23 protein-coding genes, 1 other RNA gene and 4 pseudogenes are annotated in these 25,649 nt (G+C 53.8%); 18 read left to right on the top strand and 10 right to left on the bottom strand.

What is annotated here, in order from left to right; all coding sequences use genetic code 11:
- Positions 1-190 precede the first annotated feature (190 nt).
- The 4 genes from sspA (at position 191) to ACQGXV_RS15385 (ending at position 1,943) form a co-directional block, all read left to right on the top strand.
- Entirely contained in the window at positions 191-832 is a 642-nt protein-coding gene (gene sspA / locus ACQGXV_RS15400; protein ID WP_440866832.1) for a stringent starvation protein SspA, read from the top strand.
- 6 nt (positions 833-838) lie between these two features.
- Complete coding sequence (gene sspB, locus ACQGXV_RS15395) at positions 839-1,336, top strand: ClpXP protease specificity-enhancing factor (RefSeq protein ID WP_440866831.1); 498 nt, start codon at positions 839-841, stop codon at positions 1,334-1,336.
- Between the two features lie 96 nt (positions 1,337-1,432).
- The gene (locus ACQGXV_RS15390) at positions 1,433-1,630 is read left to right on the top strand and encodes a GFA family protein (protein ID WP_440866830.1); all 198 of its coding nucleotides are present in this window, start codon (positions 1,433-1,435) and stop codon (positions 1,628-1,630) included.
- Positions 1,593-1,943, top strand: a complete 351-nt coding sequence (locus ACQGXV_RS15385; protein WP_440866829.1) for a GFA family protein — start codon at positions 1,593-1,595, stop codon at positions 1,941-1,943. Before ACQGXV_RS15390 ends, ACQGXV_RS15385 begins: the two co-directional genes overlap by 38 nt.
- A gap of 53 nt (positions 1,944-1,996) precedes the next feature.
- Here the strand turns inward: ACQGXV_RS15385 and ACQGXV_RS15380 are convergent, their stop codons facing one another.
- Positions 1,997-3,415 carry a glutamate synthase small subunit gene (locus tag ACQGXV_RS15380; protein ID WP_440866828.1) on the bottom strand — a complete coding sequence of 473 codons (1,419 nt, stop codon included), beginning with the start codon at positions 3,413-3,415 and terminating at the stop codon, positions 1,997-1,999.
- Between the two features lie 9 nt (positions 3,416-3,424).
- Positions 3,425-7,879: a glutamate synthase large subunit gene (gltB, locus tag ACQGXV_RS15375; RefSeq protein WP_440866827.1), complete on the bottom strand. Its 4,455-nt coding sequence runs from the start codon at positions 7,877-7,879 to the stop codon at positions 3,425-3,427.
- Between the two features lie 676 nt (positions 7,880-8,555).
- On the opposite strand from gltB, the pseudogene ACQGXV_RS15370 reads away from it, so the two are divergent.
- The 8 genes and pseudogenes from ACQGXV_RS15370 to ACQGXV_RS15335 all read left to right on the top strand — a co-directional run bounded on the left by ACQGXV_RS15370 (position 8,556) and on the right by ACQGXV_RS15335 (position 15,903).
- A pseudogene (locus ACQGXV_RS15370) lies at positions 8,556-9,487 on the top strand (TIGR01212 family radical SAM protein).
- Between the two features lie 85 nt (positions 9,488-9,572).
- Positions 9,573-11,921, top strand: a complete 2,349-nt coding sequence (gene arcB, locus ACQGXV_RS15365; RefSeq protein ID WP_440866826.1) for an aerobic respiration two-component sensor histidine kinase ArcB — start codon at positions 9,573-9,575, stop codon at positions 11,919-11,921.
- 340 nt (positions 11,922-12,261) lie between these two features.
- Positions 12,262-12,915, top strand: coding sequence for an isoprenoid biosynthesis glyoxalase ElbB (gene elbB, locus ACQGXV_RS15360; protein ID WP_440867445.1), 654 nt, complete (start codon positions 12,262-12,264; stop codon positions 12,913-12,915).
- Positions 12,912-13,646 (top strand): monofunctional biosynthetic peptidoglycan transglycosylase, encoded by a 735-nt coding sequence (gene mtgA / locus ACQGXV_RS15355; RefSeq protein WP_440866825.1) that lies wholly within the window; start codon positions 12,912-12,914, stop codon positions 13,644-13,646. Before elbB ends, mtgA begins: the two co-directional genes overlap by 4 nt.
- A gap of 151 nt (positions 13,647-13,797) precedes the next feature.
- Positions 13,798-14,322: pseudogene (locus tag ACQGXV_RS15350) on the top strand (alginate lyase family protein); the annotation flags it as partial.
- 34 nt (positions 14,323-14,356) lie between these two features.
- Positions 14,357-14,722, top strand: a complete 366-nt coding sequence (locus ACQGXV_RS15345) for an IS630 transposase-related protein (protein ID WP_440862584.1) — start codon at positions 14,357-14,359, stop codon at positions 14,720-14,722.
- Complete coding sequence (locus tag ACQGXV_RS15340) at positions 14,646-15,179, top strand: IS630 family transposase (RefSeq protein ID WP_440862665.1); 534 nt, start codon at positions 14,646-14,648, stop codon at positions 15,177-15,179. Before ACQGXV_RS15345 ends, ACQGXV_RS15340 begins: the two co-directional genes overlap by 77 nt.
- Before the next feature lie 40 nt (positions 15,180-15,219).
- Positions 15,220-15,903 (top strand): alginate lyase family protein, encoded by a 684-nt coding sequence (locus ACQGXV_RS15335; RefSeq protein ID WP_440866824.1) that lies wholly within the window; start codon positions 15,220-15,222, stop codon positions 15,901-15,903.
- Positions 15,904-15,963: 60 nt separating this feature from the next.
- Here ACQGXV_RS15335 and dolP read toward each other — a convergent pair whose 3' ends face one another.
- The 4 genes from dolP to ACQGXV_RS15315 all read right to left on the bottom strand — a co-directional run bounded on the left by dolP (position 15,964) and on the right by ACQGXV_RS15315 (position 19,532).
- Complete coding sequence (gene dolP / locus ACQGXV_RS15330; RefSeq protein WP_440866823.1) at positions 15,964-16,536, bottom strand: division/outer membrane stress-associated lipid-binding lipoprotein; 573 nt, start codon at positions 16,534-16,536, stop codon at positions 15,964-15,966.
- A gap of 10 nt (positions 16,537-16,546) precedes the next feature.
- Positions 16,547-17,137, bottom strand: a complete 591-nt coding sequence (diaA, locus tag ACQGXV_RS15325) for a DnaA initiator-associating protein DiaA (protein WP_440866822.1) — start codon at positions 17,135-17,137, stop codon at positions 16,547-16,549.
- 80 nt (positions 17,138-17,217) lie between these two features.
- Positions 17,218-17,571 carry a YraN family protein gene (locus ACQGXV_RS15320; RefSeq protein ID WP_440867444.1) on the bottom strand — a complete coding sequence of 118 codons (354 nt, stop codon included), beginning with the start codon at positions 17,569-17,571 and terminating at the stop codon, positions 17,218-17,220.
- On the bottom strand, positions 17,568-19,532 hold the full coding sequence (locus ACQGXV_RS15315; protein WP_440867443.1) for a penicillin-binding protein activator: 1,965 nt from the start codon (positions 19,530-19,532) through the stop codon (positions 17,568-17,570). The genes ACQGXV_RS15320 and ACQGXV_RS15315 overlap by 4 nt, the downstream gene beginning before the upstream one ends.
- Positions 19,533-19,594: 62 nt before the next feature.
- Here ACQGXV_RS15315 and rsmI point away from each other — a divergent pair, with 62 nt between their 5' ends.
- Positions 19,595-20,488 (top strand): 16S rRNA (cytidine(1402)-2'-O)-methyltransferase, encoded by an 894-nt coding sequence (rsmI, locus tag ACQGXV_RS15310; RefSeq protein ID WP_440866821.1) that lies wholly within the window; start codon positions 19,595-19,597, stop codon positions 20,486-20,488.
- 19 nt (positions 20,489-20,507) lie between these two features.
- An RNA gene (gene rnpB / locus ACQGXV_RS15305) (RNase P RNA component class A) lies at positions 20,508-20,886 on the top strand.
- A gap of 147 nt (positions 20,887-21,033) precedes the next feature.
- Here the strand turns inward: rnpB and ACQGXV_RS15300 are convergent.
- Complete coding sequence (locus ACQGXV_RS15300) at positions 21,034-21,282, bottom strand: ogr/Delta-like zinc finger family protein (protein ID WP_440867351.1); 249 nt, start codon at positions 21,280-21,282, stop codon at positions 21,034-21,036.
- A gap of 37 nt (positions 21,283-21,319) precedes the next feature.
- Entirely contained in the window at positions 21,320-22,459 is a 1,140-nt protein-coding gene (locus ACQGXV_RS15295) for a phage late control D family protein (protein WP_440866820.1), read from the bottom strand.
- 153 nt (positions 22,460-22,612) lie between these two features.
- Between ACQGXV_RS15295 and ACQGXV_RS15290 the strand changes: the two are divergent.
- Positions 22,613-23,651: pseudogene (locus ACQGXV_RS15290) on the top strand (phage tail sheath subtilisin-like domain-containing protein).
- 19 nt (positions 23,652-23,670) lie between these two features.
- Here the strand turns inward: ACQGXV_RS15290 and ACQGXV_RS15285 are convergent.
- Positions 23,671-24,204 carry an IS630 family transposase gene (locus tag ACQGXV_RS15285; protein WP_440867440.1) on the bottom strand — a complete coding sequence of 178 codons (534 nt, stop codon included), beginning with the start codon at positions 24,202-24,204 and terminating at the stop codon, positions 23,671-23,673.
- The gene (locus ACQGXV_RS15280) at positions 24,128-24,493 is read right to left on the bottom strand and encodes an IS630 transposase-related protein (protein ID WP_440862584.1); all 366 of its coding nucleotides are present in this window, start codon (positions 24,491-24,493) and stop codon (positions 24,128-24,130) included. The genes ACQGXV_RS15285 and ACQGXV_RS15280 overlap by 77 nt, the downstream gene beginning before the upstream one ends.
- Before the next feature lie 34 nt (positions 24,494-24,527).
- On the opposite strand from ACQGXV_RS15280, the pseudogene ACQGXV_RS15275 reads away from it, so the two are divergent.
- The 3 genes and pseudogenes from ACQGXV_RS15275 to ACQGXV_RS15265 form a co-directional block, all read left to right on the top strand.
- A pseudogene (locus tag ACQGXV_RS15275) lies at positions 24,528-24,767 on the top strand (phage tail sheath C-terminal domain-containing protein); the annotation flags it as partial.
- Positions 24,767-25,282 (top strand): phage major tail tube protein, encoded by a 516-nt coding sequence (locus ACQGXV_RS15270; RefSeq protein WP_440866818.1) that lies wholly within the window; start codon positions 24,767-24,769, stop codon positions 25,280-25,282. The pseudogene ACQGXV_RS15275 and the gene ACQGXV_RS15270, both read left to right, overlap by 1 nt.
- Positions 25,283-25,329: 47 nt before the next feature.
- Positions 25,330-25,647, top strand: a complete 318-nt coding sequence (locus tag ACQGXV_RS15265) for a phage tail assembly protein (protein ID WP_440863353.1) — start codon at positions 25,330-25,332, stop codon at positions 25,645-25,647.
- Positions 25,648-25,649 lie beyond the last annotated feature (2 nt).

Below are 25,649 nucleotides of genomic sequence, written 5' to 3'. Positions count from 1 at the left end.
TCACCACAGAACGCACAAAATCTGGTAAACTATTTGCCGATTTTGTGCTTGTATGCCAGCCGGCAATTTTCCCGAATGTTGATGCCGCCAGACGTTTTTCTTGTGGACAATCACGTACAGTGATTCCGGGCTATGCAGGATAGCGCCGTTTAGTTATTAGTCGTATTTCTCGATAAACTTGGAGGTTTTCATGGCTGTCGCTGCCAACAAACGTTCGGTGATGACGCTGTTTTCTGGTCAGTCCGACATTTTTAGCCATCAGGTTCGCATTGTCTTGGCGGAAAAGGGCGTGAGTGTCGAGATTGAGCTGGTGGATATGGATAACTTGCCACAGGATCTTATTGACCTCAATCCCTATGGCTCCGTGCCGACGCTGGTCGATCGTGAACTGACGCTGTATGAATCTCGTATCATCATGGAGTACCTTGATGAGCGTTTTCCTCATCCTCCGCTGATGCCGGTTTACCCGGTAGCGCGCGGTACCAGCCGTCTGATGATGCACCGCATTGAGTCCGATTGGTATTCTCTCCTGAAAAAAATCATGCAGGGGAATGCACAAGAAGCGGATGCAGCGCGTAAACAACTGCGCGAAGAGTTACTGGCCGTTGCACCTGTGTTCAATGAAGCGCCTTATTTCATGAGCGAAGAGTTCAGCCTTGTCGATTGCTATCTGGCTCCGCTGCTGTGGCGTTTGCCGCTGCTGGGCATCGAATTGACGGGCGCAGGGGCGAAAGAGCTGAAAGGTTATATGACGCTTGTCTTCGAACGTGATGCTTTCCTGGCATCCCTGACCGAAGCTGAGCGTGAAATCCGTTTGCACACCCGAGGTTAAACCTGTATGGCGTTGTCTCAACTGTCTCCGCGCCGTCCGTATCTGTTGCGGGCTTTTTATGATTGGCTGCTGGATAATCAATTAACGCCACATCTGGTGGTTGATGTATCACTGCCGGGCGTAATGGTGCCAATGGAATTCGCCCGCGATGGGCAGATTGTACTGAATATCGCTCAGCGTGCGGTAGGTGGCCTGGAGTTAGCTGATGACAGCGTGCGTTTTAACGCCCGCTTTGGGGGCGTACCGCGTCAGGTTTATGTCCCGATGGCCGCAGTGCTGGCTATTTACGCCCGTGAAAACGGTGCTGGCACCATGTTTGAGCCTGAGCCTGCCTATGAGCTGGATAACCTCATGGATACACAGGGTGAGGCATTGACGCCGGGTGTGGTGATGTCGGTTGTGGATAACGAGCAACAAGACAACGTGACGGAAACTAACCCACCTGATGACGAACCGCCTCCGGCTCCGCGCGGTGGGAGACCATCGTTACGCGTGGTGAAATAACCACATTCACAGAAAAGGGGCAACCGTCGGTATGCCCCTTTTTTATGGCAACAGCGTTGATGAATCATCGATAACCGTTTGCGGCAGGAGAGCTCGATGAAAATGACCAAGGGCCAGTGCCTATGCGGTGCCGTCACCGTCGAAGTACCGGAAGTGTGCGTGCATGACGTCAGCGTATGTCATTGCAACATGTGCCGCCAGTGGGGCGGCGGACCGCTGCTGGCGGTTGAGTGCAAACACGATGTGGTGCTGCACGGTGAAGAGAACGTTACGCATTATAGCCAACCGACTTAAAAATGATTACATCCTATGCCCTGATATGCGGCAAAGAAGCATAGCTGGCTGTTATCAAAATAATGTCGCTTGGCTATACCGCTCGTCAGAGTGGGCCGAGCGTACATTCTGCCGAATCTGTGGCACTCATCTCTATTACCTGCTGCTGGAAACGCAAACTTATGAACTGTCTGCGGGGATATTTCCAGACGATCGCAAGCGGCTGGTGAGCCAGATTTATATTGAAAGCAAACCGGATTTTTATGATTTCGCGCAACAGACACCGATGCTGACGGAGCAGGACATCCTCGATCAGTTCAATAGCAATAGCTAAACCTGCGCACAAGAAAAAGGCGGCTTACGCCGCCTTGATGGATAGCGTTCTGATTACACTTCCAGATAGTTCATGATGCCATCCGCGGCCTTGCGGCCTTCGGCAATGGCTGTCACCACCAGATCGGAACCGCGTACCGCATCGCCACCAGCGAAGATTTTCGGGTTACTGGTCTGGAACGCGCTCTCGCTCTGTTCTGGGGCCACGATGCGTCCCTGGCTGTCCAGATCCACGCCGTGTTTCGCCAACCAGTCCATCTTGTTCGGACGGAAACCAAACGCAATGATCACGGCGTCTGCTTCCAGCACATGCTCGGAGCCTTCGACGATTTCAGGACGACGGCGGCCATTGGCATCCGGCGCACCCATTTCAGTACGCGCCATTCTGACGCCACAGGCTTTACCGGCACCGTTGATCTCGATGCTGAGCGGTTGCAGATTGAACAGAAATTCCACGCCTTCTTCGCGCGCGTTTTTCACTTCGCGCTTGGAGCCGGGCATGTTGACTTCATCACGACGGTAGGCACAGCTCACGTGGGTTGCACCGTGGCGCACCGAGGTACGCACGCAGTCCATCGCGGTATCACCGCCACCCAGCACTACCACGCGCTTGCCGCTCATGTCGGTATAGGGTTCATCCGGCGCGGTTTCAAAGCCCATCAGTTGCTTGGTGTTGGCAATCAGGAACGGCAGGGCGTCGTACACGCCCGGCGCGTCCTCGTTTTCCAAACCGCCACGCATTGACTGGTAGGTGCCAACACCCAGGAATACCGCGTCGTAATCGGCGAGCAGGGTCTCCAGTGCGATGTCTTTGCCAATCTCCGTATTAAGCTGGAACTCAATGCCCATCTCGCTGAAGATTTCGCGGCGTTTGATCATCACCTCTTTCTCCAGCTTGAAGGCCGGAATACCGAAGGTCAGCAATCCGCCAATTTCAGGGTGACGATCGAACACCACAGCCTGCACACCGCTGCGTGCCAGCACGTCAGAGCACGCCAACCCTGCCGGGCCCGCGCCAACAATAGCAACACGCTTGCCGGTGGGTTTCACGTGAGACAGGTTGGGCTTCCAGCCCATTTCGATCGCTTTATCATTGATGTAGCGTTCGATATTGCCAATGGTGACCGCGCCAAACTCCGCATTAAGCGTACAGGAGCCTTCACACAGTCTGTCCTGCGGGCAAACGCGTCCGCACACTTCCGGCAAGCTGTTGGTTTGGTGTGACAGCTCAGCCGCTTCGATAATGCGCCCTTCGTTCGCCAGCTTCAGCCAGTTGGGAATGTAGTTGTGTACCGGGCACTTCCATTCGCAATAGGGGTTACCGCAGGCGAGGCAGCGGTCTGCCTGCGCCTTGGACTGGCTTTCGGAAAAGGGTTCGTAGATTTCCACGAACTCGATTTTGCGAATCTTTAACGGCTTCTTCGGCGGATCTACGCGCTGTAAGTCGATAAATTGATAAACGTTCTGACTCATAATGCCCTCTTACTGCGCCTGAACCCGCAATTCGGCTGCGGAACGACTACGATGCCCTAATAATGCCTTCACATCACTCGATTTGGGTTTCACCAGCGCGAAACGCGGCGCCCAGACCGGCCAGTTGGCGAGGATATCTTCGCCGCGATGGGAGCCCGTGTGTTGCACGTGCTCGGTGATCAGACCGCGCAAGTGCTCTTCGTGAATAGCCAGGTCATCGACCGACAGCACTTCCACCAACTCAGGGTTGACGCGTTTACGGAACTCGCCGTCTTCATCCAGTACGTAGGCAAAACCGCCGGTCATGCCTGCACCAAAGTTGACGCCGGTGCGGCCCAATACGCAGACGATACCGCCCGTCATGTATTCACAGCCGTTGTCGCCGATACCTTCCACCACGGTGATGGCACCGGAGTTACGCACGCCGAAACGTTCGCCCGCGCGGCCTGCGGCAAACAGTTTACCTCCAGTGGCACCGTACATGCAGGTGTTGCCAATAATGCTCGCCTCATGGCTGCGGAACGCGGAGCCGACCGGTGGACGCACGGAGATGCAGCCGCCAGCCATGCCTTTGCCCACATAGTCGTTGGCGTCACCGGTCAACGTCAGTTCGACGCCGCCTGCGTTCCATACACCAAAGCTTTGTCCGGCTGTGCCAGAGAAGTTGGCTTTGATCGGGTCGCTCGCCAGCCCTTGATCGCCGTGCTGAGCGGCAATGGCACCGGACAGCGTTGCGCCGACGGAACGGTCGGTGTTGCGGATATCAAAGTAGAGCGCTTTACTCTGTTTTGCTGCGATGTGCGGTTGCGCCTGAGACAGCAGCGCCTTGTTCAACAGCCCTTCATCGAACGGCGGGTTGCTCTCGGTGCAGTACAGCGCTTTGCCCGGCTGCGCGGTTTGCAGCAGTGCAGAGAGATCCAGCTTGTTCTGCTTGGCGGTGAAGCCATCCAGCTCCACCAGCAGATCGGTACGACCAATCAAATCAACCAGTTGACTAACACCCAGCTCCGCCATCAGCATGCGAGTTTCCTGGGCAATAAAGTTGAAGTAATTGATCACACGCTCTGGCAGGCCGTGGTAGTGATCGCGGCGCAGTTTGTTATCCTGTGTAGCAACGCCGGTCGCGCAGTTGTTCAGGTGGCAAATACGCAGGTATTTACAGCCGAGTGCTACCATCGGGCCGGTGCCGAAGCCGAAGCTTTCTGCTCCCAGAATCGCCGCTTTGATGATATCGACGCCGGTTTTCAGACCGCCGTCCACTTGCAGACGGATTTTGTGGCGCAAGCCGTTAGCCACCAGCGCTTGCTGGGTTTCCACCAGCCCCAGTTCCCACGGGCAGCCAGCATATTTCACTGAACTGAGCGGGCTGGCACCGGTGCCGCCGTCATACCCGGCGATGGTGATCAGGTCGGCATAGGCTTTAGCGACACCGGTCGCAATGGTGCCCACGCCCGGTTCGGAAACCAGCTTGACCGAAATCATCGCTTTCGGATTGACCTGCTTCAGGTCGAAAATCAACTGAGCCAAGTCTTCGATGGAGTAAATATCGTGGTGCGGTGGCGGCGAAATCAGCGTTACGCCCGGCACGGAATAACGCAGCCTGGCGATGTACGGCGTCACTTTATCACCCGGTAACTGGCCGCCTTCACCCGGTTTGGCTCCCTGTGCCACTTTAATCTGAATCACGTCAGCGTTGACCAGATACGCGGGGGTCACACCGAAGCGACCAGAGGCCACCTGCTTGATACGTGACACTTTATTGGTGCCGTAGCGCGCTGGATCTTCACCACCCTCACCAGAGTTGGAGTTACCACCTATGGTGTTCATGGCTTCCGCCAGGGACTCATGGGCTTCAGGGCTCAGTGCACCGATAGACATGGCGGCGGTGTCAAAGCGCTTAAACAGCTCGCTGGCCGGTTCTACGTCGTCAACCGGAATGGCTACGCCTTCCTGCGGTTTAATGGCCAGCAGGTCGCGCAGCGTCGCCACCGGGCGTTCGTTGACGTGTTTGGCATATTCCAGGTAGTCACTGTATTCGCCGCTTTTCACGGCTTGTTGCAGGCTGTTAACCACATCCGGGTTGTAGGCGTGGTATTCGCCGTCGTAAACGAATTTCAGCAGGCCACCCTGTTCCAGCGTTTTGCGCTTCAACCAGGCGCGTTTTGCCAGATTTTGCAGGTCTTGCTCGAAATCACCGAAGTTGGCACCACCAATACGGCTCACCACACCGTGGAAGCAGAGCGCAGACAGCTCTTTGTGCAGGCCCACCGCTTCAAACAGCTTGGAGCACCGGTACGAGGCGATAGTAGAGATGCCCATTTTGGACATGATCTTGTACAGCCCCTTGTTGATGCCGTTGCGGTAGTTGAGCATTACCGTACGGTAAGGCTTCTCGATGGTGTGGTTATCCACCAATCGCGCCAATGACTCATACGCCAGATACGGATAGATAGCCGTAGCGCCGAAGCCCAGCAGCACGGCGAAGTGATGCGGGTCACGGGCGCTGGCGGTTTCAACAATCAGGTTGGCATCGCAGCGCAGGCTCTTTTCCACCAGACGGTGTTGTATCGCACCCACTGCCATCGGTGCCGGAACCGGTAAACGGTGATCGCTGATGGCGCGGTCGGAAAGCACCAGTAACACCGCCCCTTCACGTACTTTGCGTTCGGCCTCTTCACACAGCGCCTCAACGGTTTGCTGCAATGATTGCTCGCGCGGATCGAAGGTCAGATCCAGCGTTTCCGCACGGTAGTGCTGCTGATCTTGGGTGAGCAACTGCGTAAAGTCGGAGTACAACAGGATCGGCGATTTGAAGCTTAAACGGTGCGCTTGCCCTTCGGCTTCACAGAATACGTTCATTTCGCGGCCAATACAGGTCGCCAGCGACATCACGTGCGCTTCACGCAGCGGATCGATTGGCGGGTTGGTCACCTGCGCAAACTGCTGACGGAAATAGTCGTAAATGATACGCGGACGGCTGGAGAGCACGGCAAACGGGGTGTCATCACCCATGGAACCGGTGGCTTCCTGGCCGTTTTCGCCCAGTACGCGCACGATTTGGTCCAGCTCTTCGCTGCTGTAGCCGAACTGCTTCTGGTAAGTTTCCAGCAGGTTATCATCCAGCTTACGGCTGCCAACCTGATCGTCCGGCAGTTCTTCAAACGGCACCAGACGCTTGACGTTGCGTTCCATCCACTCTTTGTACGGGTGGCGGCCTTTAAGATCGTTGTCGGTTTCGTTGGAGTGCAGAATGCGGCCTTCGAGGGTATCGATAACCATCAGTTCGCCGGGGCCAACGCGACCCTTTTCCACCACTTCGTCCGGCTGATAATCCCAAATCCCCACTTCAGACGCACAGGTGATCAGTTTGTCTTTGGTGATGACGTAGCGCGCCGGGCGCAGACCGTTACGGTCCAGGTTACAGGCCGCGTAGCGACCATCGGACATGACGATACCGGCCGGGCCGTCCCACGGCTCCATGTGCATGGAGTTAAAGTCAAAGAACGAACGCAGCTCCGGGTCCATGTCCGGGTTATTCTGCCAGGCGGGCGGTACCAGCAAACGCATGGCGCGCACGATATCCATCCCGCCGCTCAGGAACAGCTCCAGCATGTTATCCAACGAACTGGAGTCAGAGCCGGTTTCGTTAACGAACGGTGCGGCATCTTGCAGATCGGGGATCAGCGGTGTTTTAAACTTGTAGGCGCGCGCGCGCGCCCATTGACGGTTACCGGCAATGGTGTTGATTTCACCGTTATGCGCCAGATAGCGGAACGGCTGGGCCAAAGGCCAACGCGGCACGGTGTTGGTGGAGAAGCGTTGGTGGAACAGGCAGATGGCTGATTCCAGACGCAAATCCGCCAGGTCCAGGTAAAAGCGCGGCAGATCCGCCGGCATACACAGACCTTTATAGATATTGATCAGGTTGGAGAAACTACAAACGTAGAACTCTTTATCCTGAATCCGTTTTTCAATACGGCGGCGTGCCATGAACAGGCGGCGCTCCATATCGCGCGGCGACCATCCCGCCGGGGCGTTGACAAAAATCTGTTCGATGCGCGGCAGTGAGGAGAGGGCAATTTCACCGAGCACGTCCGGGTTGGTGGGTACTTCACGCCATCCCAGTACGGATAAGGTTTCGTTTTGCAGCTCTTCTTCCACAATGCGGCGCGATCTCAGGGCCAGATCCTGGTCCTGATTGAGGAACATCATGCCCACGGCATAGTTCTTCGCCAACCGCCAGCCGTGCTCTTCGGCCACCAGTCGGTAGAAACGATCGGGTTTTTGTAATAACAAGCCGCAGCCGTCGCCGGTCTTGCCGTCAGCAAGGATCGCGCCACGGTGCTGCATACGGGCCAGTGCGTGAATCGCAGTACGCACGACCTTGTGGCTCGGTTCACCTTCTATATGGGCGATCAATCCGAAACCACAGTTGTCTCTCTCTTGGGATGCATCGTACAACATATCTCAGTGAACCTCCCCAGGCTCTGTATGACTCTCACAACCTACTTCGTTCGGCACCGTGGCGTTGAACGGTGGCGGATGGCGGGGTCGCGCATCCTGCCGTTCTCTTCTTCGGCCTCTCGTGACGGTCTTACAAGTGGACTATGACTTGCTTTAAGAGGGAGTCTTTCTTTTCTAACTGCATAAATATGACGAGTCGTGGACTCGTCGGGAAAGCTTCCAGCGGACTCCCAAATTAGCGAGAAAGCCAGTTCAGGTCAAATATCAATGCAAAATGTGCGATTAAGGGATAATTTTTAGTTATGATTATGAAAATAAATGATTTTTTTAAAAAAAATCCCCGTTGGGCAGCACATCGGCTGCTGAATGAAGTGTGAGCTGTATCACTATGCAAAAGCGTGAATATCTCGTCACTCTGCTGCGTTATCTCTACGTTATAGAATATTCTGCTGTGGATATCCACTTTTAGATTTAATGAAACTCTTTTTAAGTAACGATTCATCTTTTCATGACGCGCGCGTAGGGGATTAGAAAATTTAATCATCGTAGATGTGAGTTTATTTTCACTAAAAGCGAATAAAAATGCATTTCATTGGAATGTGAGTGATTGATCGCGGTCATCGCGAACGCTGGAAGAGAAGGGTAGTCTGCTTTCCCTCAGGGGGTAGGTTAGAATATGCAATTGCAAAAATTAATCAATATGTTTGGCGGGGATTTACAACGTCGTTATGGCGAAAAGATTCATAAACTGACGCTGCACGGCGGCTTTAACTGCCCAAATCGGGATGCCACACTCGGACGGGGTGGCTGCACGTTCTGCAATGTGGCCTCTTTTGCCGATGAAACCATGCAACGCCAAAGCATTGCGGAGCAACTCAACACGCAGGCGGGCAAGGTCAATCGCGCCAAACGCTATCTGGCCTATTTTCAGGCCTACACCAGCACCTATGGCGAAGTGCAGATGCTGGACCGGCTTTATCAGGAAGCGTTGCAACAAGCCGAAATCGTTGGCCTGTGCGTGGGAACGCGTCCTGATTGTGTGCCGGACAGCGTGCTGGATCTGTTGGCGGGTTACCATGCGCAAGGTTATGAGGTGTGGCTGGAACTGGGGCTACAGAGCGCCTGGGATAAAACGCTGCATCGCATCAATCGCGGTCATGATTTTGCCTGCTATCAGGAACGGTGCAGCGTGCGCATCAGCGCGGCCTGCGCGTGTGCTGGCACCTGATTGTCGGGCTGCCGGGCGAGGGTCGCGATCACTGCATGACGACGCTGCAACGCGTGGTGGATACCGGCGTCGAGGGTATCAAACTTCACCCTCTGCATATCGTTGATGGCAGCATTATGGCTAAGGCCTGGCGCGCCGGACGCCTCTGCGAATTACCGCTTGCCACTTACGTCGCCACGGCAGCCGAGATGATTCGCCACATGCCGCCAGACGTGGTGTTTCACCGTATTTCTGCCAGCGCTCGACGACCGACGCTGCTGGCACCGCTATGGTGCGAAAATCGCTGGACCGGGATGGTGGAACTGGATTTATACCTTCATGCTCACGGGGTGCAAGGCTCCGCGCTCTCTCAGCCATATCAACCGTTTATCCTCGGATAATGTTAACGCGTTGTGGTGATTGTCTCACCGCATCGTGCTGGGTTTTACGTTATGATGGCGCGGTGGGTATCCAAGGAAATTCTCTATGAAGCAGATCCGGTTGTTGGCCCAGTACTACGTCGATTTGATGGTAAAGCTCGGGCTGGTACGTTTTTCACTGTTACTGGCCTCGGTGCTGGTGCTATTGGCGATGTCCGTGCAGATGGCAGTTACGCTGTTGCTGACCGGCAAGGTCGAAGACATCGATGTGGTCCGTTCGGTGTTTTTGGGGCTATTGATTACCCCCTGGGCGGTCTATTTCCTCTCCGTGGTGGTGGATCAGTTGGAGGAGTCGCGCCAACGTCTGGCTAAGCTGGTGGCGAAGCTGGAGGAGATGCGCCTGCGCGATCAGACGCTGAACGAGCAGCTCAAGGGCAATATTGCCCAGCTCAATCAGGAGATTGCCGATCGCGAAAAGGCGGAAGAGGCGCGCCTGATGATGCTGAGCAAGCTCAAAGAGGAGATTGCCGGACGCGAACAGGCGCAGGTGGAACTGGAGCAGCAATCTGCGCTGTTACGATCGTTTCTGGATGCCTCGCCAGACCTGGTGTACTACCGCAATGAAAATAAAGAGTTTTCCGGCTGTAACCGTGCGATGGAACTGCTGCTGGGCCGCAGCCAGAAACAACTGGTAGGCTTGACGCCGAAAGACGTCTACACCCCAGACGTGGCAGAAAAAGTGATGGAAACGGATGAGAAAGTGTTCCGTCACAACGTGTCGCTTACCTATGAGCAGTGGTTGGTCTATCCCGATGGGCGCAAAGCCTGTTTTGAACTGCGCAAGGTGCCTTTCTATGACCGCATGGGCAAACGACACGGGCTAATGGGTTTTGGACGCGATATAACCGAGCGTAAGCGCTATCAGGACGCGTTAGAGAACGCCAGTAGGGATAAGACCACTTTTATCTCAACGATCAGCCACGAGCTTCGTACGCCGCTTAATGGCATTGTTGGCCTTAGCCGCATCTTGCTCGATACCCATTTGGATGCGGAACAGGAAAAATACCTCAAAACCCTGCATGTCAGCGCCATCACGCTGGGCAATATCTTTAACGACGTGATCGAGATGGACAAGCAGGAGCGCCGCAAGGTGCAACTGGATAATCAGCCTATTGATTTTATTGGCTTCCTGGCAGATCTGGAAAATCTGGGCGGTTTGCTGGCGCAGCCGAAGGGGTTGCAACTGGTCGTTGAACAGCATTCCCCGTTACCACAACGGGTGATTACCGATGGCACGCGTCTGCGCCAGATTCTGTGGAACCTGCTCAGCAACGCGGTGAAATTTACCCAGAAAGGAAAAATCGTGGTGCGCGTTTCGCATGACGCGGACAGCCTGCTGCGCTTTGATGTCGAAGACTCCGGTATGGGCATCCCCGAGGATGAGTTGGAGAAAATCTTCGCCATGTACTATCAGGTAAAAGATAAACACGGTGGTAAACCCGCGACCGGTACCGGTATTGGCCTGGCGGTTTCCAAACGTCTGGCGCAGAACATGGGCGGCGATATCCATGTCACGAGTACGCAGGGCAAAGGTTCTTGCTTTACGCTGACCGTTACCGCCCCGGCGCTGGAAGATGAGGTGATTGTCGGTGGAGAGGATGAGTTGCCGTTACCTGCGCTCAACGTGCTGCTGGTGGAGGACATCGAACTGAACGTGGTTGTGGCGCGTTCGGTGTTGGAGAAACTGGGCAGCAGCGTGGAAGTGGCGATGACCGGGCAGGAAGCGCTGACGATGTTCGATCCGGACGAGTTCGATCTGGTGCTGCTGGATATCCAACTGCCGGACATGACCGGATTGGATGTGGCGCGTGAACTGCGCAAAAAATATGCCGGACAAGACTTGCCGCCGCTGATTGCCCTAACGGCTAACGTGCTGCGCGATAAAAAAGAATATCTCGATGCGGGTATGGAAGATGTGCTGAGCAAACCGCTGGCGGTGCCGGCATTAACCGCTGTTATTAAACAGTATTGGGACTATGCGGATGAGCCTGAGCAGGCCACTCCCACCGTTTCGGAGCAGGAACCGGTTCGAGAAGCGTTGCTTGATATTCCCATGTTGCAACAATATCTGGATTTGGTCGGGCCATCGCTGATCCATCAGAGTGTTGCTATGTTTGAGCAGATGATGCCCGGCTATCTCGCCGTGCTGGATTCCAACATGACAGCGCGCGATCAAAAAGGCATTGCGGAAGAGGGGCACAAAATCAAAGGTGCTGCCGGTTCCGTTGGGTTACGCCATCTACAGCAGGTGGCGCAGCAAATCCAGACCACGACGCTGCCCGCCTGGTGGGACAACGTGCAGGAGTGGATTGACGAACTGAAACACGACTGGCAGCACGATATTGACGTATTGAAAGCGTGGGTGGCTGAACAGGAAAAACGCGCCCGCAAATAGCTGGCGCACGTAAGCTCGATGCGTTTAGGGGGGGTGTGAACAGGGTGAGGTTGGGGCGAAAAGGATTTTCAGGGGCCTAAAAAAAAATGACCCCGACCGAGGCCGGGGTGCGCGAATTATGCGCCAACACCAGGGAAACTATGCACCTGCTTGATAATTATTAGCAGTTTCAGTTAGCAGGTGCGTGTATTCGCAACGTCGTAAGGTGACGAACCGCTCAAGCAACAAAATAGCAAATGCAGAAATCTTTGTTACAAGAATCATTAAAATGTGTGATGTAGATTAGTGTTTGTCAATCAAAAAATCAATTAGTTGATGTAATGAAATGAAGGAAAATATGATGAAACGAGTCGGCATCGTTCTGAGCGGTTGCGGCGTCTATGATGGCGCCGAAATTCACGAAGCAGTGCTGACGCTGCTTGCCGTCGATCGTGCGGGGGCTCAGGCGGTATGTTTTGCCCCTGATCAGCCACAATTTCATGTGGTTAATCATCTGACGGGTGAAGTAACTGGTGAGAATTGCAATATTTTAGTCGAGTCCGCGCGTATCACCCGTGGAAACATTCAGCCACTGTCGCAGGCGGATGCCAGCCAATTGGATGCGTTAATTGTTCCCGGCGGTTTTGGCCTAGCGAAGAATCTCAGTGATTTCGCGACCAAAGGCGCGGCGTGTCAGGTTGATGAATCATTGGCATTACTCACGCAAGAAATTTATAAGCAGAACAAACCAATTGGTTTTATTTGCATCGCTCCGGCGCTGTTGCCAAAACTGCTGGGGGAGTCTGTAAGAGTTACAATTAAAAATGATATCGATACCGCAGAATGTATAGAAGAAATGGGCGGTACGCACATTGTTTGTCCGGTGGATGATATTGTGGTGGATGCTCAACACAAAGTGGTGACAACGCCTGCTTACATGCTGGCGAACTCCATTAGCGAGGCGGCCAAAGGCATCGATAAACTGGTTGAACGTGTTCTGGGCTTTACCGAATGAGAGGGTGGGGCAAAAAACGCGTTGTGATCCCTGGGATAAAACGCTGGGTACTACGCAGCGTCCTCTCGTTGCTTGGCCTGTGGCTGGCGGTGATTTTTGTGTTCGCGTTTTTGCCGGTTCCGTTTTCTGCCGTGATGGCGGAGCGGCAGGTGAGCGCCTGGCTGAGCGGTGATTTTTCTTACGTTGCTCGCTCGACGTGGGTGCCGATGGATGAGATAGCGCCCGTGATGGCGCTGGCGGTGATCGCCGCTGAAGATCAAAAATTCCCGGAACACGCCGGGTTTGATATGGCCGCTATCCGGGCAGCGCTGGCGCACAATGAGCGTGACGGTGCGCGTGTGCGCGGTGGCTCGACGCTCACGCAGCAAATGGTGAAAAACCTGTTTCTGTGGGATGGTCGAAGCTGGTTGCGTAAAGGGCTGGAAGCAGGTATCACAGTGGGGGTTGAACTGGTCTGGACCAAACGGCGCATTTTGACGGTCTACCTGAATATTGTAGAGTTCGGGCCGGGGATTTTCGGCGTGCAGCAGGCGGCACAGCACTTCTTCAACAAGCCCGCCAGCCGCTTGACGGCCGGTGAGGCGGCGTTGCTGGCGGCGGTGTTGCCGAATCCGATTCGCTTTCGGGTTAACGCACCGTCACGCTATGTGAGCCAACGCCAGCAGTGGATACTGCGTCAAATGTCCCAGATAGGGGGCGAAGCGTTTTTGCGGACTAACGGACTGCGTTGAAGGCTGGCTTGCCCTGCGCCGTTCGTGCGTTTGGCTATCGTTGAAAGGGGAAGTTATGCGAGTGGTGATGTTTAACAGGCTGGCACGCGTGTGTGCGCTGATGCTGTGGGTTATTGGCGGTGTCGTTATGCAGGCACATGCACAGGCGCAGGAACGTCACGACGATCCTTACGCGTTTCTGCAACAGTCGGTGCTGACGACGGTTAAGCAGCAACTGAGGCACGGCACGGAGAAACCGCAAACGCGGCTCGCTTACACCGAACTGATCGCTCAGGCAGAAAAAGCACTCAACAAACCCAACCCGAGCGTGACTGAAAAGGGTATGACGCCACCCAGTGGCTCTAAACACGATTATATGAGCCTCAGCGTCTACTGGTGGCCCGATAGCAACAAATCTAATGGATTGCCTTGGGTGCGCCGTGACGGCGTTATAAACCCTGTCAGCAAGAGTGATGGCATCGACGGCGTTCGGTTGGAAAATTTTACCGATCAGGTGTACACACTGACGTTAGCCTGGTACTTCTCTGATAACGCTGCCTATGCCGATAAGGCCATTTCGCTGATTCGCACCTGGTTTATCGACCCAGAAACCCGCATGAATCCCAACCTTGATTTCGCCCAGGGTGTGCCAGGCATTGCGCCAGGACGCGGGGCGGGCGTGCTCGACGGACGCTATAGCTAAACGACTTAATTTTGATTACATTATTTAAATGAGCTATTCAATTGATTTTAGACGTAAAGTGATATCTACACGGAAAAACGAAGGGTTGAGTATCCGAGAAACAGCGAAGCAATTTCGGATTGGCCCTGCCTCTGTATCGCGTTGGATTAATCAAATAGAGTCAAAAGCATCGACCACGCGTCAGCGAAAGATCGATAAATCCGAGTTGATAAAAGATGTTGAACAATATCCAGATGCTTACCAAAAAGAACGTGCAGAGCGTTTTGGCGTTTGTCAGAAGGCCATTTGGCAAGCGCTTAAAAAGCTGGGATTGACCTATAAAAAAAACTCTACGTCATCCGAAAGCCGACGAAAACGCCCGGCAGGGATTTCAACAAAAAAAACAACAGTATGAAAAAGAAGGTAAACCTATTGTTTTTATTGATGAAAGTGGTTTTTCACACGATGCCCCACGGACTCACGGCTATTCCCCAAAAGGTCAACGGTGTTTTGGCCTGAAGAACTGGGGAGCTAGGGGAAGAACAAATGTTATCGGCGCTTTATTAGGCACAACGCTGTTTGCTATCGGATTATTTGATATCAATATTAACAGCGATGTTTTCTATGCCTGGGTCACACAAGTCCTTATCCCAGTACTCCCTAAAAACAGTGTAATCATGATGGACAATGCCACTTTTCACAAAAAACATAATATTCAACAAGTCATCATCGATGCAGGGTATATGGTGGAGTATTTGCCTACATATTCGCCAGATCTTAACCCAATTGAGCATAAATGGGCACAAGCAAAAAGCAAAAAAAGAGAGATGGGTTGCGATACAGAGAGTTTGTTCTCAGTCCATATGGTGTAATCAAAATTAAGTCGCTTGGCTATACTTCTCCACCCGCATTGTGGATGCGCTGATTATGCTGCGCGGCTACCGAGGATGGAAAAAAGAGGATGACGCACAGATGCGTGAGTGGATGACGGCCTATCTGGGCTGGTTGCAAACCAGTAAGCTGGCGAAGCGGGAATCGGAAGCGAAGAACAACCACGGTAGCTGGTACGCCGCGCAGGTGGCCGGTATTGTCTGGTATCTCGACAAGAAAGACGTCGTTTCTGCGATGGCCGCGCTACAGCGTACCAAGCTGAATCACCAGATTCAGGATGACGGTGCGCAGCCGGAAGAGCTGTCTCGCACCCGCTCCTTTCACTACAGCTATTTCAACCTGCAAGCCATTACCAACATGGCAGTATTGGCAGACAAAGTGGGTGAAGATCTGTGGCGCTATCGCACGCCGCAAGGCAGCGGTATCGCAAATGCCTTTAATTTCCTGGCCCCTTATCTGGACAAGGATAACCGCTGGCCTTACAAATCGTTTGATCAAAAAAGCGCGCGGTTAATTCCTCTGATGCTGCGGGTGGATGAGGCCAAGGGAAATACGCGCTACCGTAATCGTATTGAAAAAGCAGGATTTTCCACCTTCCTGTCCGGTAAGTCGCGTGACAAGCAGGATATCGGTGGCGACATTGGTCAAGAGACGCGACGCGACGTTTGGCTGCTCTCATCGCTGGCCAGTGCACCTGGCGCATAATTCGGATGACGGAAAATGAAAAAGGGTGCCGAGGCACCCTTTTTTTGCTACGACGAGCGATCATTCCAAGAAGGTGAACGCCGTCGTCACGTGTTTCACGCCACTCACTTTGCTGGCAATCTCAGCAGCAGAACGCCCTTCGCGCTGGGTGACCAGACCCAACAGGAAGACTTCACCGTTCTCTGTCGTCACTTTGACGTTGGATGATTTTACCGTATCAGTGGCAAGCAACTGGGAGCGCACTTTGGTAGTGATCCAGGTATCCATGGAAGCGGTGCCCATGGAGACTGGGGTGCCTTTACGGATCTCGTTATAGACTTCCGACGCACCATCCACGCCCATGGCTATCTGTTTCGCCCGGCTGGCCAAGTCGATGGTGGGGGCTTGCCCGGTCAGCAACACCTTACCCTGATAGGCTGTCGCGACGATGCGCGCGTCTTTGGATAACTGCTGATCTTTGCTGATGGCGTTGGAGACACGGACTTCCAATGTACCATCATCCACCTGCGTGCCAACTGAGCGTGGGTCGGTCACAGTCTTGGTAGCAACAGCACCGCCAACGGCAGCGATGCCAATACAACCTTGCAGCAACAGGGCGACAGACAGCACGGCAAATGCAGAACATATCCTCATGGGGTGCTCCTTAATCGTTCTGGTGTGGGAAAAGGGAATTATCAATCAAATCGCACAGGCAATTAACGGTCAGCATGTGCATCTCCTGCACACGCGCACTGCGATGTGAAGGTATACGAATTTCAACATCTTGCGGGCCAAGCAGACCGGCCAGTTCCCCGCCATCGTAACCGGTCAGTGCGACAATCGTCATATCACGTGTCACCGCGGCTTCCACGGCTTTCACAATATCTCGGCTGTTGCCTCGGGTGGAGATCGCCAGCAAAATATCGCCCGCTTGCCCCAGTGCACGTACCTGTTTTGCATACACTTCTTCATGCAGACGATCGTTGGCTATCGCGGTTAAGACTACATTATCCGCATTTAGTGCAATCGCCGGTAAACTGGGGCGCTCCGCTTCGAATCGGTTGATCATGCTGGCGGCAAAATGCTGTGCGTTAGCGGCGGATGTCCCATTGCCACAGCACAGGATTTTGTTACCGTTGAGTAATGAGTGCACCAGTGCAGTGGCGGCTCTGGCGATCGAATCGGGTAGGGCTTCCGCTGCGGCGATTTGTGTTTGAATACTTTCGGTGAAACAGACTTTTATTCTATCCAGCACGGTGCATTAACCTATTTTCCAAGCGATCCATTGAGCAATGCGATCTTTTCTCTGACAACGACACCGTCCAGATGCGGTGTTTACGCGCCAAAGGCGTTTGGCAACCAATCATAGTGTTCGCCGGTAATCGCCAGTATATCGAATCGGCAGCTTGTCGTGTCAAAACTCTGCTGTCGCTGCGCCAGCCACAGCGCAGCTGCCTGCAATAACCGCTGTTGTTTGCGTGACGTCACACTCTCTGCTGCCGAACCAAATTGCGCATTTTTGCGGTAACGTACCTCGACAAAGACCCAGGTGTGTTCATCCCGCATAATCAAATCCAGCTCACCGCCGCGATAATGTACGTTGGCGGCAACGAACGTCAGCCCGGCCTGCTGTTCCAGATAGTGCCGGGCATGCTGCTCATAGCGTGTGCCTGTCGCTCGCTGATTCAGGGAACGGGCACCAACTGGCCTTGGCGATATTGCAGCCAGGTTAATTGGCGATTAATTACGCAATCTGCGCTGGCCGTTAACGTGCCCGTTGCGCCAGTAATTTGCTGGCTGGACGACTGACGTAAATCGGTAAAGTGGTTCGCCAACGCCCAGGCATCCATCCCCATGGCATAGAGGCGTACCAGTGAGTAGTCATTCTTGAACTGGCTCGCCACTTGTTGCATCAACGCCGGGTTGCTGCCCGCCAGCAAGGGAATCTCACTGAACTGAAGGCCTTCCATTTCAAGACGGAAGTCTGGCCCCAGCCCTGCCTGGAAACTACGCGAGCTGGCATACAACGCCGTGCGTGACTGCGAGGTGGTGCGCATATCGATCATCGGTTTAATCAGCGCCAATTCATCCGGCGTCGCCAGAATATAAACGGCGTCGACATTGCCGCTGCCGCTGGTGCTGACGGTGGGTTCAATCTGTGCCGGGATGGTTAACCCGCCAATGGTTGTGCCCGGCTGTGCCGCCGAGGACATCACATTGACCGGTTGACCGTTCAAGCTCAATCCTGCACCGCTGTTGATTGCCTGTTTCAGCTCTGCGGTATTACCAAAGCGTTGTTGCAGCAGCGTATTACCGCCCTGGCTTTGCCAGGCTTGGGCAAAGGCGTTAATTACGCGATCCCCCAACGCACCGCGCGGCACCAGCAGCAACGGCTGTTGTTTGCCTTGGCGATGAATAAATTGCGCCGCGTCGCGCGCTTCATCCTCCGGTGACAGAGCGAAAAAGCACATGTTGGGGGTGTTTTGCACATGCTCGGGCTGATTAAGCGCCAGAATGTTCACCGTGGTTTGTTGGCTGGTGAGTTGCTCAACGTCATTTTTCAGCAAAGGCCCAACGATGATCGACGCGCCGTCACGCTGTGCCTGTGCGACCAGATTTGCTACGGGCTGCGACGTGGTATCGTAGACTTTCACTGACACACCGCTGGCGGCTTCAGGAGCCGGTGATAAGCTGGCTGGCGTAGCATACGGGGCACTGATTGACTTTACCGCTCCGTTGTCTGTTGCAGCGGAGGCCGTATCGACAGGCGCGCTGTAGGCCATGCTGGCCTGGCCGCTTTTCGCCGCATTAAAGCCCAGTTGGATGGCATTGGCGAACACCTGTGCCTGACCGTTGAGCGGCAGCAGCAGGGCGACGCCACCGCCGGCGACCGGTAAGGCGGTTTGGCCCGATGCCAGCGGTGTCGGCAGCGTTTGTGCCGCCGGGTGGCGCGGATAGCGCGTCTGCCAGTCGCTTAGAGCGGCTTTTAACTGATCGCTCGACTCGCGGTTGTTCTGGTAAGTGGTGAGCAGATCCATCCATCCGGCCAGCACGTTCTCATTGGCGTTGATCAGCACGGTACTGGCTGCCTGCGCAGACATCTGTGTCAGGGCAACCCAGGTCTGATCGATATTTTTTTGATGCTCATCGCCTTTAAGCTGCGGCTCTTGGGCGATATAGGCACGCAGCAAGTCAGCAGAGTGCTGGCCTTGATGTGCGTTGATTTGCGCCTGATAGTAACGCGCCTGTTGGTCGGCGGAGAGTGCGCTGACGTCCAGCCCTTGCAGTGCGGCGGCGGTGCCGTTGCTGTCGTTGTTAGCGGCGGCAATTTCCGCTTTCAGCAGTTGCTGCTCACGCTGCTGCGGTTGTGCCAACTGTGCAGGCAGTGCATTGAACTGTTCGGTTGCCTGGGGGCGTTTTCCTTCCTGAACAAGGGCACGAATCGCAAGTAATTGCCAGCCAGCCTTGTTATTATCTCGGCTTTGCTCCATTTGTTGCAGGTAGTAGTAAGAGGAGGCTCCGGCCTGACCTTGAACATCAGGTAAAGGCTGCTGTGGCGCCTGGCCTGGACATCCCGCAAGAAGCAGCGCCGCGAATAACACAGACGCTATACGCCCTGTTTGCGAACGGACGAAATGATTGGGAAGCATACTGTATCCAGTGGTTTTTTTATAAAGATGCTCAATATTAAATCGGCAACCCGGATGAAACAATGAATCATGAACAACAAGCAGACATTTCTGCATCCACGCTTTACATTGTGCCAACGCCCATTGGCAATCTGGGCGATATTACGGAACGTGCGCTAAGCGTACTGCGTGGGGTGGATGTGGTTGCCGCGGAGGATACGCGTCATACCGGGCTGTTATTGCAACATTTTGCCATTAGTGCGCGCTTATTTGCACTGCACGATCACAACGAGCAGCAAAAGGCCGATCATCTGCTGGCTAAGCTTCAGCAAGGACAATCCATTGCGCTGGTCTCCGATGCGGGTACGCCGCTGATTAACGATCCCGGTTACCATCTGGTGCGCCGCTGTCGTGAAGCGGGCGTACGCGTGGTGCCATTACCGGGGCCGTGCGCGGCGATCACGGCGCTGTCGGCTGCCGGCATCGCCTCGGATCGTTTTTGTTACGAAGGGTTTCTGCCGGCGAAAACCAAAGCGCGTCAGGATCGCTTACTGCAACTGTCTGAAGAGACGCGCACGCTGATTTTCTACGAATCCACTCACCGCTTGATTGACAGCCTGACCGATATGGCAACGGTGCTGGGGGAATCGCGTTATGTGGTGTTGGCGCGCGAACTGACCAAAACCTGGGAGTCGATTCAGGGTGCACCGGTGGGTGAGCTGCTGGCCTGGGTGAAAGAAGATGAAAATCGCCGCAAAGGTGAGATGGTACTGATCGTAGACGGCTTCCAACCGGATGAGAGTGCGCTTTCAGCGGAAGCGCTGCGTACTCTGGAACTGCTGCGCGCTGAATTGCCGCTGAAAAAGGCAGCGGCGCTGTCGGCGGAAATCCACGGCGTGAAAAAGAATGCGTTGTATCGCTATGCGTTGGCGCAAAATGAGGCGGATGACGACGCAGAGGATGACAACCAGGACTAATTCGCCTATCATTCGCGCCGAAGTTGACCAGACAGTCGCCGCTTCATGGTTGTCCCTTTCGGGGGATACGCGTGGAGGGGAGGAAAGTCCGGGCTCCATAGGGCAGGGTGCCAGGTAACGCCTGGGAGGGTAAAACCTACGACCAGTGCAACAGAGAGCAAACCGCCGATGGCCCGCGCAAGCGGGATCAGGTAAGGGTGAAAGGGTGCGGTAAGAGCGCACCGCGCGGCGGGTAACCGTTCGCGGCACGGTAAACTCCACCCGGAGCAAGGCCAAATAGGGGTTCACATGGTACGGCCCGTACTGAACCCGGGTAGGCTGCTTGAGCCAGTGCGTGAGTGCTGGCCTAGATGAATGACTGTCCACGACAGAACCCGGCTTATCGGTCGACTTCACCTCTTAAAAAACCCCGCTTCGGCGGGGTTTATATGCAATATAAATAATTGAAATAAAAGGATTTATTTCTACAGTCATCCACAAATCGTCCACATCGAATATCAAGGCCCCAATTTTGGGGCCTTATACGCCGTTGCGGGGGTTAAATATCAAAGCGCTAAATTTAACTGATCGCGCCCATAGTGCGACGCCGGAAACGCATCCTGCGGGATAAAGTCAGGCGGTAACGGCGCTGTACCTGCACGCTTGGTTACCTCCCTTTCCACGCTGTTAAGCGTGGTGAATGATCGGCTACATTCCAGATTCTGGCACTGGTGATATTGCCGGATTGTCATATCTGTGATTTTACGACTGGTACGGGTGCGGGCCATAGCGCCGCAAAATGGACATCTGAACATAATATGCTCCCCTGCGGGAGTTGAACTCACGGTTATTTTATTCACTTTCTGCAATCCAGTCAGATATTTTCGCTTCCAGCTCCAGACGCGTGGTAAAACCGCTGCCGTCAATCACATGCTCCGCGCGTGAAATAATCCATTCCTGATTATCAATCTCTGCTTTAAAGCCGGTGACGGTGCCGTGCATTTCCGGGTACAGGTCAGCGCGGCCACGCGCCAGGGTGATAGAGAACTCGGCGGCACCCCGTTGAAGCTGTTGCCATTTTGCCGCCGCTGCACGTTTGGCGGCGGTTTCATTTTGATAGGTTTTACGCAACACATACACGTTGCCATCGGCCCCTTCCATGTATTCGCCCTCACGGCTGCTGCTTTTCTCCTTTTTCGGTTTGGCCTGGGTTCTGCGCCGTTTTACGCTGACTTTCTTTTTTTTACCAACGTTGAGATCCAGCCAGTAGGCGCGCACACCGGTATAGGCATCACGATCCGCAATGCGAAAGCGGTGCCCGTCACCGCTGCTGCGGGTAATACTGAATGATGGCAGCGCTTTACCGGATGCCGTTACCCCGCCGCCAGGCAGAATAAATAACAGCGCCCCATTTTTAACCGTGGCAATCGCGCCTAACATTTCGGCCATGCGGGTTAAAAACGACATATCGCTTTCTTGTGTCTGATCGGCGTGGTCAATCTCAATGCTCATCAGCATGTCGCTGATTTGCGCTTTCAGCCCGTAACGGTGCGCGATAGCAGACACCACACGCTCAACGGTCACATCGTGCCAGGACACCTCACGCTTAACGTTAAATTCATCACGAAAATCTGCGCTGCGTGCCGTGATGTTAAGTACATCCGGTGGGCCTTCATGGGCTATCTCATCAACGGTATACAGCCCCTTGTAAATCAACGGTTCACCCATCCAGCCAATGGACAGCGCAATCTCTGCCCCACGTGAGGGCAGACCAAGCAGACCGTCGGTGTCATCGAGTGAGATCGTCACCTGGTCAGCATCAAACCCGCGATTATCGGTAAGAGAGAGCGACATTAGATGATCGCTTAATGCTGTAAGCGATTTTCCGCCCAGCATCACGTTAAACGCCGGGACTTTTACCGCATCGGTAAGGGTGTTGTTGAAATCCGTGACCTTGCTGGTCAACGTGTCTGCCAATCCTGAAAGTGCCATATCGCCCCCTGTGTTTTGTCGCATGATTTCACGCGCGCGAGCGGGGAAAAATGGCTTTTTGTTGTCGCCCGCTTGTCAGACCGCAAACGGCGTGAGTCGCCGCCAAACATGGGGGATTATCACCGCGAACTCAACAACGTAATGGTGGTTAACATGTCCGAGACACGTTTCCACGGTGCCCGCGTTCGCGAAAATACCGACCTCGTTACCGCAATCAATGACATTGATTCCAGTGTGATTGGCGTGGTGTGTGTGGCGGATGATGCAGACCCGGATACCTTTCCCCTGAATACCCCCGTGCTACTGACACGGGTTAATGCGGTACTTGGTAAGGCGGGTAAAACCGGCTCCCTGTACAAAACGCTGAAAGCCATTTCTGACCAGACCAGCCCCAAAGTCATTGTGGTGCGTGTCGCGGCAGCAACGGAAGACGGCGAAAAGACGCAATCGCAATTGATTATCGGCGGCACGCTGGCTGACGGCAGCTACACCGGTATGTATGCCTTGCTGACAGCTGAGGCAAAAGTGGACTACCGCCCGCGCGTGCTGGCCGTTCCCGACTATGACGCTGAGGAAGTGACCGCAGCACTGTGCGGCATTGCGCAGAACCTGCGGGCCTTTGTTTATGCCGGGTGCCATGGCTGCACCACAATGGCGGAGGCTATCGCCTATCGTGCGAAATTTGCCTATCGCGAGTTATAGCCAAGCGACATTATTTTGATAACAGCCAGCTATGCTTCTTTGCCGCATATCAGGGCATAGGATGTAATCATTTTTAAGTCGGTTGGCTATAATGCTGATTTGGCCGGACTTTATCGCCTATAACCCGCTGACCGGTGAGAATGAAACCTTTCCGGCCCCGGCGTATGCCTGCGGTTTGCGTTCGGCCATCGACAACGATCAGGGCTGGCATAAGTCACTGTCCAACGTGCCGGTGAATAACGTGCTCGGTATTTCCCGTGACGTGTTCTGGTCATTGCAGGCAGAAGATAGCGACGCCAACGCGCTGAACAGCAAAGAGGTCACTACGCTTATCAAGCGCAACGGTTTTCGGTTTTGGGGCAACAGCACCACGGACACCAGTAAATACCGCTTTGAAGTGTATACCCGCACGGCGCAAATTCTCGCTGACAGTGTTGCGGAAGCGCAGTTTGAAAGCGTGGATGAACCCCTTACCCCGGCTAACGTATAGCCAAGCGACTTAATTTTGATTACACCATATGGACTGAGAACAAACTCTCTGTATCGCAACCCATCTCTCTTTTTTTGCTTTTTGCTTGTGCCCATTTATGCTCAATTGGGTTAAGATCTGGCGAATATGTAGGCAAATACTCCACCATATACCCTGCATCGATGATGACTTGTTGAATATTATGTTTTTTGTGAAAAGTGGCATTGTCCATCATGATTACACTGTTTTTAGGGAGTACTGGGATAAGGACTTGTGTGACCCAGGCATAGAAAACATCGCTGTTAATATTGATATCAAATAATCCGATAGCAAACAGCGTTGTGCCTAATAAAGCGCCGATAACATTTGTTCTTCCCCTAGCTCCCCAGTTCTTCAGGCCAAAACACCGTTGACCTTTTGGGGAATAGCCGTGAGTCCGTGGGGCATAGTGTGAAAAACCACTTTCATCAATAAAAACAATAGGTTTACCTTCTTTTTCATACTGTTGTTTTTTTTGTTGAAATCCCTGCCGGGCGTTTTCGTCGGCTTTCGGATGACGTAGAGTTTTTTTTATAGGTCAATCCCAGCTTTTTAAGCGCTTGCCAAATGGCCTTCTGACAAACGCCAAAACGCTCTGCACGTTCTTTTTGGTAAGCATCTGGATATTGTTCAACATCTTTTATCAACTCTGATTTATCGATCTTGCGCTGACGCGTGGTCGATGCTTTTGACTCTATTTGATTAATCCAACGCGATACAGAGGCAGGGCCAATCCGAAATTGCTTCGCTGTTTCTCGGATACTCAACCCTTCGTTTTTCCGTGTAGATATCACTTTACGTCTAAAATCAATTGAATAGCTCATTTAAATAATGTAATCAAAATTAAGTCGTTTAGCTATAAAAGACGTGGTCAGCGGTATTTCAGGCAAACTCAGTTCATTGGTGACAAAAGGGCAACTGATCGGCGCGGCTTGCTGGTTTGACATTGAGGACAACCCCACAACGGGGTTGCGTCAGGGGCAAGTCCGCGTGCGCTATAAATACACGCCCGTGCCGCCGCTGGAAGATTTGACGCTGTACCAGACCTTCACGGATGACTACTTTGCCCGCGCGTTTTCATCGCTGGGAGGTGAATAATGGCAATCCCGCACAAGTTGCGCCTGTTCACCGCCTTTGTGAACGGCAATAACCAAATCGGCAAGGTGACGTCTGTCACTCTGCCCAAACTGACCCGCAAGACGGAAGATTTTCAGGGCGGCGGCATGATTGGGTCGGCGGCCGTCGATCTCGGTCTGGATGCTGGCGCGCTGGATGCATCAATGGTGGTTGGCGGTATGGTCAAGACGCTGTTGCAGGAATACGGCGGCGGTATTGATGAAACCCGTTTGCGCTTTGCCGGTGAATATTACACCGACGGGGAAAGCCTGTTAGTGGAAGTGGAAATGCGCGGGCGTGTGACTGAAATTGACAGCGGAGAAGCCAAACAAGGTGATGACACCGCTGTCACCTACGCGCTGAAGAACACCTACTACAAACTGTCGATTGACGATCAACCGATTATCGAAATTGATTTGCTGAACTTTATCTACAAGAAAGACGGCAAAAACATTTACCCGGATCGCATTACCTCTGCGCTGGGCCTCGGTAGCTGATTAACCGCACTGATGGCGGTCACTCTGGCCGCCTGGAGAACAGAACGATGAGTAAGAAAAACGATAACGCCGTAACACTGCTCACCCCGATTGTACGGGATGCCGATAAAATCACCCGCGTCGCCATTACCGACGAGATCAAACAGGCCGGTTCACTGCGTGGCCTGCGTCTGGTCAATGTGCTGAATATGGATGCGGATTCAGTCACCACGCTGTTAACCCGTGTCACGTCTCCCAGGCTGAAGCTGGCAGAAATCAACGCCATGGATACCCGCGATTTTTTCCAACTGGCGGAGACGTTGACGCCTTTTTTGGTACCGCCGGTGCCTGGCGAAGCGAGCGAGGCGGAGACGGAGACAGCATAACC

Origin of the sequence: Symbiopectobacterium purcellii, assembly GCF_052050035.1 — a bacterium.
GTDB classification, from domain to species: domain Bacteria; phylum Pseudomonadota; class Gammaproteobacteria; order Enterobacterales; family Enterobacteriaceae; genus Symbiopectobacterium; species Symbiopectobacterium purcellii_A.
Note: the sequence above shows the minus strand (reverse complement) of the source record. Positions and strands in the feature narration are given on the sequence as shown.